Origin of the sequence: Novipirellula sp. (assembly GCF_041583735.1) — a bacterium.
Taxonomy (GTDB): domain Bacteria; phylum Planctomycetota; class Planctomycetia; order Pirellulales; family Pirellulaceae; genus Novipirellula.
Genome location: NZ_JBFHFD010000132.1, coordinates 1 through 16,166 on the forward strand (window position 1 = coordinate 1; position 16,166 = coordinate 16,166).

7 protein-coding genes are annotated in these 16,166 nt (G+C 54.8%); 6 read left to right on the top strand and 1 reads right to left on the bottom strand.

Annotated features, from left to right (window positions below; all coding sequences use genetic code 11):
- A partial coding sequence (locus ABX962_RS12265) for an efflux RND transporter permease subunit (RefSeq protein ID WP_372719757.1) occupies nt 1–2,556 on the top strand: 2,556 nt, incomplete at its 5' end.
- 153 nt (nt 2,557–2,709) lie between these two features.
- The gene (locus tag ABX962_RS12270; RefSeq protein WP_372719759.1) at nt 2,710–3,459 is read left to right on the top strand and encodes an SDR family oxidoreductase; all 750 of its coding nucleotides are present in this window, start codon (nt 2,710–2,712) and stop codon (nt 3,457–3,459) included.
- Nucleotides 3,460–3,721: 262 nt separating this feature from the next.
- Here the strand turns inward: ABX962_RS12270 and ABX962_RS12275 are convergent, their stop codons facing one another.
- On the bottom strand, nt 3,722–4,501 hold the full coding sequence (locus ABX962_RS12275; protein WP_372719761.1) for a DUF1080 domain-containing protein: 780 nt from the start codon (nt 4,499–4,501) through the stop codon (nt 3,722–3,724).
- Between the two features lie 348 nt (nt 4,502–4,849).
- Here ABX962_RS12275 and ABX962_RS12280 point away from each other — a divergent pair, with 348 nt between their 5' ends.
- The 4 genes from ABX962_RS12280 to ABX962_RS12295 all read left to right on the top strand — a co-directional run.
- Nucleotides 4,850–5,938, top strand: a complete 1,089-nt coding sequence (locus ABX962_RS12280; RefSeq protein WP_372719763.1) for a GNAT family N-acetyltransferase — start codon at nt 4,850–4,852, stop codon at nt 5,936–5,938.
- A gap of 157 nt (nt 5,939–6,095) precedes the next feature.
- Entirely contained in the window at nt 6,096–9,239 is a 3,144-nt protein-coding gene (locus ABX962_RS12285; protein ID WP_372719765.1) for a HEAT repeat domain-containing protein, read from the top strand.
- 258 nt (nt 9,240–9,497) lie between these two features.
- On the top strand, nt 9,498–10,808 hold the full coding sequence (locus ABX962_RS12290) for an Lpg1974 family pore-forming outer membrane protein (protein WP_372719766.1): 1,311 nt from the start codon (nt 9,498–9,500) through the stop codon (nt 10,806–10,808).
- Nucleotides 10,809–11,396: 588 nt separating this feature from the next.
- Nucleotides 11,397–16,166: beta strand repeat-containing protein (locus tag ABX962_RS12295; protein ID WP_372719767.1), on the top strand; the 4,770-nt coding region annotated here is incomplete at its 3' end.

Consider the following 16,166-nt stretch of genomic DNA (forward strand, 5'->3'; position numbering starts at 1 on the left):
ATGAATTCCGCAGATGGACTGCTCAGCCAACAAGCTCAAATCCTGCAAACCGCCGGTGAAATGGCCCCCGGCAGCAAACTAGAACTCGTGCAAACATGGGATTCGTCGAACTATGTCAAAGATGCATTGGCGCTCGTCCAGCAAAACATTTTGTCCGGCGCTGCATTAGCGGTCGTCGCTTTGTTATTGTTTCTTCGCAGCGTCCGCTCTGTCGGCATCATCGCAATCGCGATCCCGCTTTCCACGATCGGAACCGTGGTGATCTTGTTGGCGCTCGGCCGTAGCGTGAACATCATCTCATTGGCGGGGATGGCGTTTGCGGTTGGTATGGTCGTCGATAACGCGATTGTCGTGATCGAAAATATCTTTCGCTATTTGCAAAAAGGCCATCCTCCAAAGCAAGCAGCACTGGAGGGAACCCAAGAGGTCGCCGGTGCGGTGTTGGCGTCCACGTTGACGACGCTGGTCGTGTTTTTGCCAGTGTTGTTGATCCAAGAACAAGCCGGTCAACTGTTCCGCGACATCGCGCTAGCGATCATGGCCGCGGTCGGGCTGAGCTTGATCGTATCACTAACCGTCATCCCCGCCGCGGCCGGCGTTTTACTGAAGCCGCTCGCAGCCCATTCGAACGGACCGATTCCAGCAGGGAGCGATCCTAAGCCAGTGAAACCTCGCTCGAGACTTGCCCGTTGGCTATCGGCAATTTCGCAAGCGTTTGTGCGTCTGACCAATTTGCCGGCAATGATTGGCGCGATCGTTCGCTGGTTGGTGTCAGGTTGGGTTCGCCGGATCGTCACGGCAAGTCTGTTTGCCGCCGCGACCGTGGTGGGGATCGTGATGTTGTTACCGCCGCTAGACTATTTGCCAAAGGGAAACCGCAACCTCGTCTTCAGCGTTTTGGTTCCGCCCCCCGGCTACAGCATCGACCAATTGTTCGAAATCGGCAGTCGTATCGAGCCCAATATCCGTGCCTCATGGGAAGCCGCGGGAGATCGGTTTGCAATTGAGGAGGTCCGTCGTGGTCGCGAAAATCCGATGATTGATAATCGAGTCGAGCTACCGATCAGTCCGGAATCATCCGAGACGGTGATCAGCCCGCTGCTGGACCACTACTTCCTCGTCGCTCGTGAAGGCCGGATCTTTCAAGGAGCGATCCCCGTGGACGCCGCGACCACCGTCGACGCGATTCCATTAGTCGAGAGTGCGTTGATCGCAGGCGCCGCGCCCGACACCCGATACTTCACCTTTCAATTCCCATTGTTTCGCACCGGAGGAACCACGGGGGCGGCGATCAAGATCGATGTCGTCGGCGATTCGCTCGAGGAAGTGGTCGATTCGGCTGGCGCGTTGATGGGGCAATTGGTGGCAGACTATGGAAACAAGAGCACCAATCCGACGCCATCGAATTTCTTGCTGCCGACACCGGAGATTCGTGTGGAACCAGACGATGAACGGTTGCAGGACGCCGGTCTAACGCGACAGGACGTGGGGCTGGCGACACAGGCCTCGGGCGATGGCATATTGATCCCTCGTCGTTTTGAGCGTGGCGGTGAACTGAAGGATCTGAAAATCATCACCGAAGCAGCGTTGGGCAATTCGCCCGTCGAAGGTCTTCGCAACGCTCCGGTTGCCACTCGCCGCGATGGGGTAGTCGATCTGCAGAACATCGCCAAAGTTGATCGGGTTCGCGTGCAGGACCAAATTCGTCACGTCGATCGTCAACGCGCCGTCACACTCGAGTTGACTCCACCGGACAACGTGCCGTTGGCTATGGTGATCGATCAATTGAACGAGAAAGTTGCCGCACTTCGCGAATCCAAGGCAATTCCAGGTACCGTCGATGTTCGCTTCGCGGGATCCGCCGGTTCGCTTGCCGAAATCAAAACCGCCTTGATCGGTGATGGATCGTTTGTGGGAACAATTTCTAGTTCGATCTTTCTGGCGTTTGCGATTGTTTACCTGTTGATGGTGGTGCTGTTTCAAAGTTGGTCTTACCCGCTGGTGATCATGATCAGCGTTCCTTTGGCAACGCTCGGCGGTTTCATCGGGTTGGCGTTGGTTCACCAGTGGACGCTGAGCGATCGTTATCTGCCGGTGCAAAACATGGACGTGCTGACGATCCTCGGGTTCGTGATCTTGGCAGGCGTTGTGGTCAACAATGCGATCCTGATCGTCTACCAAGCTCTGAACTTTTTGAAAACGGGGAAAGACGAGGATGGCAACGCCGTCAGCACCGACCCCAACGATGCGATTGTCGAGTCGGTTGTCAGCCGCGTGCGTCCGATTTTGATGAGCACGTTGACCAGTGTCGGCGGGATGTTGCCGCTCGTCTTTTTGACGGGGCCTGGCAGCGAGTTGTATCGTGGGCTCGGGGCGGTGATTACCGGCGGCTTGGTGGTGTCGACGGTCTTTACCATGTTTTTGGTGCCCGTCGTTTTGAGCATGGCATTTGCTATCCAGCGGACCGGTGTCGCCAAGACCACCGGCACGGCCGAATCAGAGCGTGACGCGGCTTCTCCGTCAATCCCGGATGTGCTTGGTGCTCAATTGACTTGACCAATTGACTTGACCCAGTGTTAGAGTATTTGTGGAAAGGTTTTCGAAACCGAGCAAGAGTCGGCCTGTGTAGCGAGTAGTCCCTACAGAGCGATCACGGTGTCGCGTTGAACGCATTACCAAATCAAAAATTCAAAGTGGAGAATAAGCCAAATGTCATTTGATGTTAAAAACAAGACCGCGTTCGTGACGGGTGCTAATCGCGGAATCGGCCGAGCGATCGTCGAGGAAGCATTGCGTCGCGGAGCTAAAAAAGTCTACGCAGCGGTGCGAAAGTTAGAATCGGCCGATTCGCTGGTTAGCGAATATGGTGACCGCGTCGTCCCCGTCCAATTCGATTTGGAAGATCCAAGCACGATCCAGGCGGCTGCAAAAACCGCCAGCGACGTCGATCTGGTCGTCAACAATGCGGGCGTTCTGAAGACATCCGGGCCGATCGACGACGATACCCTCGATTCAATTCAATTCGAAATGAACGTCAACGTTTACGGACTGATTCGCACCGCGAAGGCGTTTGCACCGGTGCTGGCCGCTAATGGCGGCGGGGCATTGGTCCAACTAAACAGCGTTGTCTCGGTCAAGACGTTCGCCAACGTCGCGACCTATTCGGCATCCAAGGCCGCGAGTTACTCGATCACCCAGGCGCTTCGCGACACGTTAGCGGAACAGGGGACTCAGGTGGTCAGTGTCCATCCCGGTCCGATCGCAACGGACATGGCGGACCATGCAGGGTTTACCGAAGGCGCCGCACCGCCTTCGTCCGTCGCCAACGCAATCTTCGACGCGTTGACCGAAGATCGTTTCCATGCCTGGCCCGATCCGATGGCACAACAGGTCGGCGGTGCCTACCAGAGTTTTGCCCAATCGGTGGTAGAAACCGACATGCAAGAAAACGCGAGCTAAGTCGGTCGGTCAGTATTTTTTGCCGTCGCCGTCGCGGAAGCCGTCAAGACTTTGGATCCACGATGAATGCTTTTTTTAGCGGTGAGGCGCAAGCCGCTCGGTTGCAGCGAATAACGCGTTCGAAATTTACGGGGCGGCTTGCGCCGCTCCGCTACAAGATCCACCCGCATCGTGCCAAAGTAGATGGCGTTGGGCTCACGCCGTTGGCTTACAAAAGGATCGACGGTATATACCGAGCGACCTGCTTAATGTGAACCTTACTCTAGAAGTCAGTGCTTGCTTCCTCGAGGTTTAACTCTTTGATCCAAGTGTTACGGTAACGCACGTCGTGACCTTCGCATTGCAGTTTCAGCCCCTGTGGCGTATCGGTGATACCACGACCACCATCATTGCCACCATCGACGCCCGAGTTCGGCCCGCCCCACACCTTGTTGATCACTTGGTTGGTATGCACTTTCTCGCCGTTGAAATACATCGTCACCATCGGCTTTTCGACCATTTTCCCATCCTCGAATCGGGCGGCACGAAAGATGATGTCATAGGCGTTCCATTTGCCGACCCCGTTGTAGGCGTGATAGGGTGATTCGGTTTCGTTGATCACTGCCGCCATGCCGTGTTTCGTTTTGTCACCATCGAGCACTTGAATCTCAAAGCGGTTCTGCAGATAGACGCCGCTGTTTCCACCCGGTTTCATGATTAGAAACTCGATGTGCAAGCGGAAATCGCGATACGTCTTCTTTGTAACGATGTCAGCAGCACCGTACTTACCACCGTCGGCGGCGCGGTCATCGGTCATCAAACTGGTGCCGTCATCGACCGGGTCGTCGACAATCTTCCATTTGATTGGCATCGCCGAAGCAAACCGTGGTCCTTCCCAATATTGCCATTTCTGGTCCAGCATCTCACGTGACCCATCAATGATCATCTCGGCACCGTCGATGGGCTTGGCGCCGACCCCGACCTGTTTTTCCACAGACTCGGCCACGACCGTGACAGAAAAGAGGCACATTGAAATGACAGACACATAATAAAGACGATTCATGGAAAGGGCGGCTCAATTTGGAGGGAGAAAAATCAAAGACCGAAGTCTTCAGCGTGGACATAGCCGTGCAGGCGAGATCTCCGATTGTACTTCAGCATCGCGGCGGCAATCACGTCAGACCGAACGATTTTCACGCATCGAGTTTTACCACCCCTACTGTGCAAACACCGCATCAGTGAACAAGACATCACCAGTGCATCGAACGCGATCTGTTTTGCATGAGCGCACCCTTTTTGGGGATTATCCACTTGCCAAAGCCCTTCCAGTGCCCCCACAATGAACCGTCCGCACATAGCCACATGAGGCATGCGGCAACCAAGGCGTGGTTCTCTTATTGGGGAATGTGTTGTGAGGCAATGGCAGGTTCAATCGATCGATGAAATAAGTGCGCGGCTTATTTCCCAGTGGTGGGAACTGCTGGACAACACGCCTGAATTTGAAAGTCCCTATTTCACTCCCACTTATGTCCAGACGGTCGCTCGAGTGCTACCGAATGTCGAGGTTGCGTTTCTGGCCGACGGCAAACGCTTAAACGCGGTCTTCCCCTTCGAGCGACTGGATGGCAATGTGGCGGGCGCTGTGGGGCGGACATTGGCGGATTATCAAGGGATCATCTATCGCGACGGGACGTCGATCGATCCCGAGGCACTGCTGCACGCCGCAGAATTGGTGCGTTGGGAATTCGACCATGTCTTTCCCGTGAAGCAACCCCTGGCATCGAACTGCTGGGCTATTTGGTCATCGCCACAAATGGATTTATCCAAAGGTCACCAAGCCTATATCGACATGGTCTATGATCGAAGTGCCAATTTGAAGAAGACGGTCCGTACGGGGCAAAACCGGATGACAAAAGCCTTAGGGGCACTGACCGCAGGCAAACAGCAATGCGAAAGCGACCTGTTGGAACCGCTACTGCAATGGAAGTGCGATCAATACGAAGCCCAGCATCGCAAACATCCTTTCCGCGAACCGTGGGTCCGCGAGCTGCTGAGACTTTGGATGCAGCAGACCGACGATCGTTTTCGTGGCGAAATTGTCTACTTGAAGGCAGCCGACAAACCGGTCGCCTTGCATTACTGTTTGCGATCCCAAACCGTTTCCCACTTTTTGGTCAACACCTACGACTTTGATTCCGCACGTTACTCTCCCGGTCTCGTCAGCATGTTGATGGCGGCGGAGGAAGGGGCCTATGGAGACGTGCAACGAGTGGACTTTGGCAAAGGACTCGAAGGTTACAAGAGTCGATTGGCGACGGCCGAAACGATGGTCGGTGAAGGCTGCGTCGATCTGAATCACACTCGGTATGTGCTGAACCAGACACTGCAGCGATCACGCTATCGATTCCTGCGATCGCAATGGGCCGATCCTGTTCGCTCGCTTGCCCGCCGAGCGGCCGCGAAAGTCCCGGCGGTTCGCACTCTGCTGCACATGCGTTAGCCGCAGCGATTCACGGTCGTCGTGGCGGAGCAACACGGACGTGCGGTTAGCTGGTAAGCTACGAGCGTCACGAAACGACAGTGACTTTGACCGCGCAATACCGCGCAATACGGTCCTCACCCACCATCCCGCCGCAGCGCCATTTCACGGCAACATCATGCTCAATACTCAAGCTTGGTCGCGATGTGTCTTTGCATCGCTGTTTCTGGGTGTCACATCCACTCCGATCTTGGGACAAACAAACGCGGTCAACGTCACGACCATCGACGCGATTCAATTCACGTTAGCTGACGGGTTAAAAATCGAAAAAGTCGCAGACGAATCCTTGGTCAAATGGCCGATCGTCGCCGACTGGGACAATCAAGGCCGTTTGGTGGTGGCCGAGTCCGGCGGCGCCAGCAAACCGATTGTCGAACACAATGAAAAAAAACTGCACAAGATCATTCGATTAGTCGATGTCGATCACGACGGCAATTTCGACAAACGGATCGTTGCTGCGGATAAGCTTAGTTTCCCTGAAGGCGTGCTGTGTGTGGGTAACGACATCCTCGTCGCGGCCCCGCCCGTGATTTGGAAATTGACGGACGCCGATGAGGATGGTGTCTGCGAAAAACGCGAGGTTTGGTTCGACGGGCAAACCATCACCGGGTGCGCCAACGATCTGCATGGTCCCTACCTCGGCCCCGATGGCTGGATCTACTGGTGCAAAGGAGCGTTTGCAAAACAAACCCACTCGCTGCTGGATGGACGCACCCTCGAATCGTCGGCGGCCCACATCTATCGCCGCAAACTCGCCGGAGGCGATGTCGAACAAGTGATTACCGGCGGGATGGACAATCCGGTGGAAGTGGCGTTCACGCCTGAGGGAGAAGCGTTTTTCACCAGCACATTTTTGCAGCATCCCGGCAATGGACTTCGCGATGGCATAGCCCATGCAGTTTACGGAGGTGTTTATGGCAAGGAAAATGCCGTGCTCGACGGTCACCCACGGACCGGATCGCTGATGCCGATCATGACTCAGCTTGGTCCTGCCGCCCCGAGTGGCCTCGCCTGCTTGCACTCGAATCGACTAGTCGCTTCGGAGCAACACTCCAATTCCCGAGTGCTTGTCGCCGCACTGTTTAATTTACAAAAGGTAACGGCGCATCAACTGATCCCCAAAGGGGGCAGTTATCAAAGCGTCGACCGTGATCTGGTCATCGCCGATCGAGTCGATTTCCACCCCACCGACGTGCTCGAAGATGCCGATGGCAGCCTACTGGTGATCGATACCGGCGGCTGGTATGACCTTTGTTGCCCCACGTCGCGGATCGATCAAGCCACCGCCGCCGGGGGCATCTATCGGATTTCGAAGATCAATGCCGAATCCGATTCTCGACAATGCACTTCGCAAGCGAGTGAATCGCAAACGGCTAACAATCATGGAGTGGAATCGCTGTATGATCGGCGGTCTTGGGTCCGACGCCAGGCGAGTCTGCAGCTTGCCAACGCAGATGACTCCGTCATCCCATCACTCGAATCGGTCCTCAACAACCCGGACCGCGCGCTCAAGGATCGGATAGCAGCGTTGTGGGCGATTTCTCGTCTCGGGACACCAAATTCAAGGGCCGCGGTCCGTAAACAACTCTCGCAATCGGACGCGTCGATCTTGCAGGCCGCGTGTCATGCGGTTTCACTGCACCGAGATGCGAAGTCGCTCAACGAACTATTGCGTTTGCTCGAGCACGATGATTTGCATGTCCGGCGTAGGAGTGCGGAAGCAATTGGCCGAATGGGCTCGCCCGAAACCGTCAAATCGTTACTGGAGGCAATTGATCAAGCCCAACAAGATCGGCATCTCGAACATGCATTGCTTTATGCATTGATCGAAATCGCACGCAACAGCGATGTCGACCTTTTGGCCCATGCACAATCCGAGCCTCAACGACGTGCTGCGTTGTTAGTACTTGATCGGGTCGACCGATGTGACGATATTCCAATTTCGGTTTGGTTTACCGCAATCCACAGTAACGATCCTAGCTTGCGGAACACCGCCGCAGCAATCATGGCCAAGCACCCCGAGTGGGCCCCCCTCGCGAGCGAACGGCTTGACCAATGGTTCTCTGACCTTGGAACGAAAGACTCCGTTCCGACTGAGACGCTCGCGTTATTGCTGGAGGGATGGAAGCTTCAAGATGCGGTCCAACAACCGATCGCAAAGTGGATCCAGAGCGCCGGCACATTCAACGAAGCCAAACAATCGTTCTTGGCCAACCACTTGCACGACTTTAACGCTGGCGTGATGCCCTCGAAATGGGTCGACGGATTGGTGTTGTGGCTCGAAAATGCCGAACCACCGCTACAACGCACGTTGGCGGAAAACCTGCGTCAAACCAAAATCGAGAAGGATGATTCCGACGCACTTGCAAATGTTTTGCGAACGATTGCATTCAAGTCATCGTCGCCTCAACATCGATTTGATCTGCTTGCATCACTGCCTGTCGGCAGCATTTTGGAAAACAGCGAAGTGGAACAACAGCTGTTGACCGCGTTTTTGGGTGATGATGAAACGCTTGCACCGCTTGCCTCGAGGGTGCTACAGCGAGTAAAGCTGGCTGACGCAAATCGATTGGCCCAATCGCTAGCCGATATTCCATCACAACGGTTGACGACCACGATCGAAGCGGTGCATCGCTCGGGCGACAGGACCATCGAAAAGGCAATGTTGACGCAACTCGCTACGCTTCGCGTTTCGCGCACTTTGCCGCAAGGGTTTCTATCAAATTTGTATCGTCAATCATCTGGCGATCTCAAGACATTGGCGGTACAAACCGACGCCGAATTGCAGCGACCCGATGCGGACATCCAAGCTTCGGTCGCAGCCCGCTTATCCCAATTGCAACCCGGCGATCCCGTGCAGGGACTGCAGGTGTTTCGCAGCAGCAAAGCGGCCTGCAGTGGTTGTCATCGCATCGGCTATGTCGGCGCGGACATTGGTCCTGAACTGACGCGTATCGGAGCGAGTCGCACCGCCGAGGCGTTGATGGAAGCGATCCTGTTCCCGAGTGCTCGGCAAGAGCAGAGCTACCAGGGGTTGCACATCTTGACGATCGATGGGCAAGTCTTCAACGGTTTGCTTGGGGCGCGGACGGGCGAGGGATTGGAACTTCACCTCACCGCCGACCGGACGGTCCGACTCGACCATCGCGACATCGAACAGAGCAAACCGAGCGAGATTTCAATTATGCCGGCGGGGCTGGCCGACCAGCTTACGAATCAAGAACTATCGGATTTGATGGCTTTGCTGCGAGCGGCAAAGTAAACGCCACTAGCTCGCCATGGCGGCTCTTTCTTCGGTGTTCTACGCCGTTAGTGTAATTCGCTCGCAACTCAGCCCGGGTCAAACTAGGAAGACTAGGGAAGAAGTCCGGCTGTACCGGTTATTCCCACAAGTCGGGTGGTACTAGTTCCGATACCTCTACCAGCGAGGGGAGTGTTAACCCACTTGGCGGCAATTGCTGTTTCTCCCCCCCTCACCGGAACTCATCCGGCTGGATAATGAAACACAGGAACTAGCGAAATGAAACGAAACTGGATTGGCACTCAAGCCGTACGTGCGTTGACAACATTGGTCGCTGCACTTCCTCTCACTGCTGCAAACGCACTTGATGGGGTCAGTCCCAGCTTTGCTAATCAGCTTGAGCGGGGGTCGGAGAGCCAATGGCAGGGGCAATATGCAGGTGATCCCAATTATCTGGCACCCGAATACGAGGCCCCGGTGTACCACGGCCCAGCGTATGAAGGAGCTGATTTTGAGCCGCCGATTTACAACGAGTCGAGCCATTCGCCACACATGATGCCAAGACAATCCGGGCACTGTGATTCCTGCGACGCGCCCTCGGGTCATTGCGGATGCGAACATGATCACGGTGGGGGGATTTTTGAAAAACTTCACAAGATGAAACAAAAACGAGATTGCAATGTCGCACCGTGGTGGGCACATCGCACCAGCTTGTTCGGCGAGTTCCTTTGGCTGCGACCTGGCAGCACCGATCTGATTTACGCCACCGAGCAAACCGACCCCGATCCTGCCGTCGCCTCGCCAACCGGACCACTCGGTATCGTTGGTTTGGATGCCGAAGCAGGCTTCCGCGTCGGAGGCAGCATTGGCTTGTCACAATGCAGCAGCATTCAACTCTCCTACGCTCGTTGGGACGGCAGCTCGCAGAGTTCGATCGAAGCTCAACAGAACAATGTGCTCGCTTCCAACGTGACTCACCCGAGCATCGCGACATCGGGCAGCGGCAGTCTTGAAGCATTTGCTTCGCAGGACATGAACTTTCAAACAGTCGACTTGAACTATCGGCACCTTTGGAAACAAACCGACTCGATCGCAGTGAATTGGTTGGCGGGTGTTCGCTATGGCAACATCGAACAACAATTTCGAGCCGACCAAACCGCAGCGTTAGCGGCTGGCCTTACCAACGTCGCTACCGACATTGATTTTGACGGTTTCGGAATTAGCGGCGGATTGGACTTCGAAACCTACAGCTGCAACACCGGATTGATGCTGTATGGCAAAACGATGGCTAGCTTGATGGCTGGCGAATGGAACGCGACTTACGATCAACGCAATCAATTCGGTGGCGGCGTGATCTCGAATCGCTACGAAGACTTCCATGCCACCCCAACGCTGGACGCGGAACTCGGTGTTCGCTGGATGGGCCACAAACGCCATCTCGTGCTGTCGAGCGGTTTCCTGATGAGTGCTTGGTACGAAGCGGTCACCACCCGCAGCTACATCGATTCGGTCCGCGATGGGCGACTGACTGACGCCGGCGAAACGATGACCTTCAGCGGCCTGACCGCCCGAGCCGAATGGCGATTCTAAGTTAGAGTTTTATCGCGATGATCAAACTTGAAACGCGTGCCGAATGAAATTTCGGCACGCGTTTTTTTTTGTGTGTTGGAACACTTTCTTCTGCAATCTGCCTTCGTATGTCGGTACAGCCATCGAGGGTTGGCACGCCGAATCAGCGGACCACTAAAATCGATTAGATCTGCGTGGTGACGTGCCACCTCCCACACTCTCTCGCCACGCCACCCCGCACATCCGAGACTGCTCGTAGTCGTTCCCTGAAACCTTGTCCTCGTGGCTGGAATTGCGTGTATTCAATTTGATCCAATGCAACGCATCGAATGATCCCATTGTCAACTGAGAACCAAAAAGAATCCCAAAAAAAGTAGTTGTGATCCCCCTAATCTTCCTATCTTGTTGATTGCGCAGCCCTTAAGATGTCTGCATGGTGCCCCTCGCACCGCCCTCCAGCGGTGGTTCAGGGGGGGGCTTTCCGTCACGCAACTTCATTGATTCGCAACACGAGTGGGAGATGTCATGATGTTTGGCAAGGTAGCACGTAGAGATCATCAACAGGACCGCAGGACTCGCGATTCGAAACGACGTCGACTTACCCACTTGATGTCGCGCAAACCACGCATCGAGTCTTTGGAAGACCGCCGACTTCTGGCTGTCGTGCTTCATCCCACCACTGGGACCGCAAATCAAGCCGTCGTAAACGGCGATCAGTACTTTGACAGTGGTAACGTTGGAGCAAACTACATTAACAACGAGGACGGTGTTCTCACGCTTAACAGCGGATCAGGCAGTGTGTTGCAAGTTGATTTTACCAGCTTTCAACTCGAACCCCTTGCTGGTGGAGGAGGCCCCGCGAACTCCTTTGATTTTCTGCAAATCTTTGATGGAACAACGACCGGCGATCCGTTGGTCGGTGCTTTTGAATCAGTGACTCCCAATCCGCCTGGGACAATCACCGCATCTGGCAGCCAACTGACGTTTCAATTTGAATCCGATGACAGCATCACGCGCTCTGGGTGGGAGGCGAACGTCAATGTCTTCGCGCAAGATCTTATTGTTGGAGGTACCGGCGGAGACGATGACATTACGATCGGGCTCAACGTTGCCGGCCAACTCGAAGTCATGATCGGTGGTACGCCGGCCAACATTGCCCCGTTTGGAATGTCACCCTTTGATACAACGTTTTTGAACTCGGTGACGGTTGCCGGTGGCGATGGTGACGACTCGTTGACCATTGACTTCTCGAACGGGAATCCAATTCCAGCTGGCGGCCTCCGTTTTGACGGCGACGGTCAAACCACAAGCGACACACTGAGAGTCCTCGGTGGCAATTTCACCACGATCACCTCTAGCTACACCAACGCCAACGATGGCAACATCGACTTGGACGGAAGCGTGATCACGTACACAGGCTTGGAACCTGTGTTGTTGAACGTGGGGACGGTTGCCGACATTGTTTTCAATCTGCCGGCAGGCCCCAATCCTGATGTGCTGCTCGCGGATGACGGTTTTGGTGCGGACCCGAATGGCAACACCCCCAACACATCTGCCATTGACGGTTCGACGTTCGAATTCACGGAGTTCACTAATCCGACAAAGTCACTTACCGTCAATGCGGGCGATAACGCCGACACGATTACCGTCAACGCTTTGGATCCGATCTCGCCCGCTGGCGCGGATCCGCCAGTATTTCTTGGTAGTAGTCGAAACGCCGAATTGTTCAGCATCGACACCGTAACAGGCGCAGGATCCCTGATCGGATTGCTTCCCTTCGCCGCTACCGAAATCGAAACCAACCCAAGCACGAATGAATCGTTCGAACAACTGTCAGGCAATTTATTTATTCAACAGTTTGATCCGCAAACTGGAATGGGGATTGGCGGCACGGTATTCGACGGCGATGAGATGAGCGGATTGGAATTCGTCGGTGGAATCCTGTACGGAACCGGGCATCGTAGCAATCCAGGACTCTACACCGTCGACCCTTTCACGGGAGCGACGACCTTTATTGGTCCGTCGGGCGTCAACCAGATTTCAGGACTGGCCTATGACGAAGCCGCGATGGTGATGTACGGGGTTGCGGGCGGGGCTGGTCCTTCGGATCTCTACACGATTGATCTCACCACAGGTGCCGCCACCGTTGTTGGGAACACCGGTATCCAGGCAGGTAGCATCGAGTTTGGCCCTGATGGGAACTTGTATGCAGGCGTCTCCGGTTTCGGTCCCAACGCAGGAGAGTTGTATCGCATCGACCCCGCCACCGGGGCGAGCACGTTGGTTGGTGATACGGGGTTCACCAATATTACTGGGCTGACTTTAATCCCTTTCCCCGACTTGCCGGGATTTGACATCGTAATCAATTCGGAGGGGGACACGGATGAAATCAATATTAGCGCGGTCGTGGCGACGCAGACAGTCACTGTTAATGCGGGCGACGGGAACGACACCGTCAACGTAACATCCGATGCGCCTTTGAATACTGGAAATCTGGATGACATTGACGGTCAAGTCAATGTGAATACTGGCGGCGGTATTGATACGCTTAATGTGTCGGATCAAGGTGATTCCGATCCGGACACTTACACGCTCGAAGCGAATGGCAACATTACTCAGCTGAGTTTCGGTGATGGCGACGCCCCCGTTGATATTCGCTACAACGTCGATGAAGTTGGTCAACTTGAGTTCTTTAACCTGATCACCGGCAGCGGCGGCGACACTGTCAATGTGTTGGCGACAACCGCTCGTGACACGACGACAATCGATATGTTCGATGGTAATGATGCCAACACGATGACCATCAATGGCGATGCGTTGAGTGGCAATAACATTTTCCATGGCGGAGCCGGCAACGATCGATTTGTTTTAAATATCGCCAATGATCTCGGTGCATCCGCAGCCTTTCCGCTCACCAGTCTGGAGGTACACGGCGACGATAATGTCCCCGCAGGCACTGCCGGCGATACCAATAATCGCGACTCGATTGAAGTCAACGACAACAGTTTCCAAAATCGAAGTCTAACGTTTGACTACCTTGATTCGCTGAACGGGGACGTCGATGTTTCTGGATTCCCGATCTTGTTTCCTCCAATTACGATTACGCAAACGGAGGATGACGGAGCTCTTCCACTTGCCAACCCGACGGGGCTAACGGCGGGCAGTCCAGGCACGGTGAAAGTGCCGTTTGGTGCGGCAGCGATCGGAGATGGACCTTTTGGTGGCACGAGCGGTGACTATGATTGGTACCAGCTATCCGCAGCTGCGGGGCAGTTGATTACCGTTGATTTAAATGCAGCCGGCATGCCCGGCGGGCTTCCGGACTCATTGATTGGAATTTACAACAGTTCGGGAACATTGGTGGCGTCGACAGGTAACTTCGGTGATAGCCAGCTTAACTTCACTGCCTTTGCAAACGACACCTATTATGTAGTCGTCTCGTCACTCTTTAATTTCCAAACGGACCCTTTTGATCCCTCCTCGGGTCTAGGTGCGGGATCGACCGGTGACTACGAATTATTAATCTCGCTTGGGCGTGGTCCTCTGCAGATCCGGACGATGGAAACGGTGATTTACAATGGAGACCAATCCGCTTTTAACTTCGCTCCCGACTTCGTAACCGTTGTTGGTACATCGGGGGACGATGATTTCACGGTGGCACCACTTGATTCTAATTCTGCCCTTGTGTTTCGTGGCGGCGATCCTTGGGACGGTCCAACCGAAGGGAGTTTCTTTGATCAGTTCCCCGGTATCGCTGGCGGATCAAGCGGTCCTGACATCCAGTTCAACGGGCTGTTCAATTTGACGTTCGATGGCGGCGGATCGACTCCGGGCGGGGTCGACGACCGGCTCTATGTCTACGCCCCGAGTGAAGCCCCTTTGATCGACGCCGGAACGACAATTGACCCGTTTGATCCTGGGGCAATCCCCAACACGTTTGGGTTGGGTCCAGGCGTCATCGTCCCTGGTTTCGGTGTCGGCAACGCCTTCGATTCGCTGAATATTAGCGACGGGTTTGTTTCCGGCTTTAACAATTCACGAGGCTCGCTGCTCGGCATCGGATTGGTGACCAATAGTTTCGTACAAAGCGATCCACTGGTTGAAGGCTTGATCGTCAACAGCGGAATCGAGGCGAACACGTCACTTCCGGTGACTCCTAACATTGATGTCGCCGACAATATCTCAGCAACGTTATCGTTCAATTTTGGCATTCAAGTAAACGGAGGAGATCCCGATCCCAACCTGAGTCCCGCAGACACCATTCCTCCGGACGGGGACCGATTGTTTTTAGCCACGCCTGGTCCGATCAACATCTACAGCGACAAAACAACCCCACCGGTTGTTTCGGTCAGCTCGAACGATCCGTCCAGCGGCGTGCCCACGTTTGGACTCGCCTTTAGTTCAATCGAGAATACTCTGCTGACGCCCGGTAATGGCGTTGTCAACATGATCGGTGACAACAACGAAGCTTCCGTTAGCCAGACGGACAACTTTGTCGTCGTTGGGCAGGATATCGATCAGCTATATGGAACCGATGCGTTTCAACAAGATGGTGGGGTGGGTGAATTCAGCTTGGAAATCAACGGCAGCGCGCCCGTATTCTTTAACGATGTTAGATTTCTGAACGTTTATGGTGACGATCAAAATCCGCCGCCGGGTGTTGCCGATCCTGCCGTCGATACACTTGAGATTACCCCATACGCAGACGACACCCCACGCGGCTGGGGCATTGATGTTTTCTTTGACGAGGGAGACCCTAGCGGCGTTGATGGCGACCAGGCCGATTTGCTGATTCTGCACACTTCGTTGTTGGGGGGACAGGTCAGCGAAGACATTTTGATTCGCCCTGCTGGCCCCGATTCCGGTGAGATCATCGTCACGAACAAGAGTGACGGATCGCTGATTCTCGACATCGACTATGTCAACAACACCGACATCATCGTGATCGATGATGATGGCTTTACGAACGACACCGACACATTGACTCTGCTTGGTACCAACCCGGACGCGGCGGGCACCAGTGGAAACGAGACCGTGATCGCGGACTTCACGGCCGCTGGCGGTGCATTGACGCCTCAGATCAGCGTGAGAGATGGCGCGACGGTGCTCTACAACGTACGCAGCTTTGCAGGGTTCAGTACCGTTAACTTTAGTCTGTTGGGAGGCGACGACGCGCTTAACTTTACGCCAGACACTGGGAATGCCAACGGGTTGCAGAGTGTGACGGTCAACTACGATGGCGGTGATCCGGTTGCTTCAGACACGTTGGTTGTCAATGCAAATGCAAGTGCGAGAGTGACTCAAGGAGCGGAATCCACCAGCGGACTGGTGGACCAATTGGGCCTCGGTGTTGGCGATGTGAATTTCACCAATGTCGAA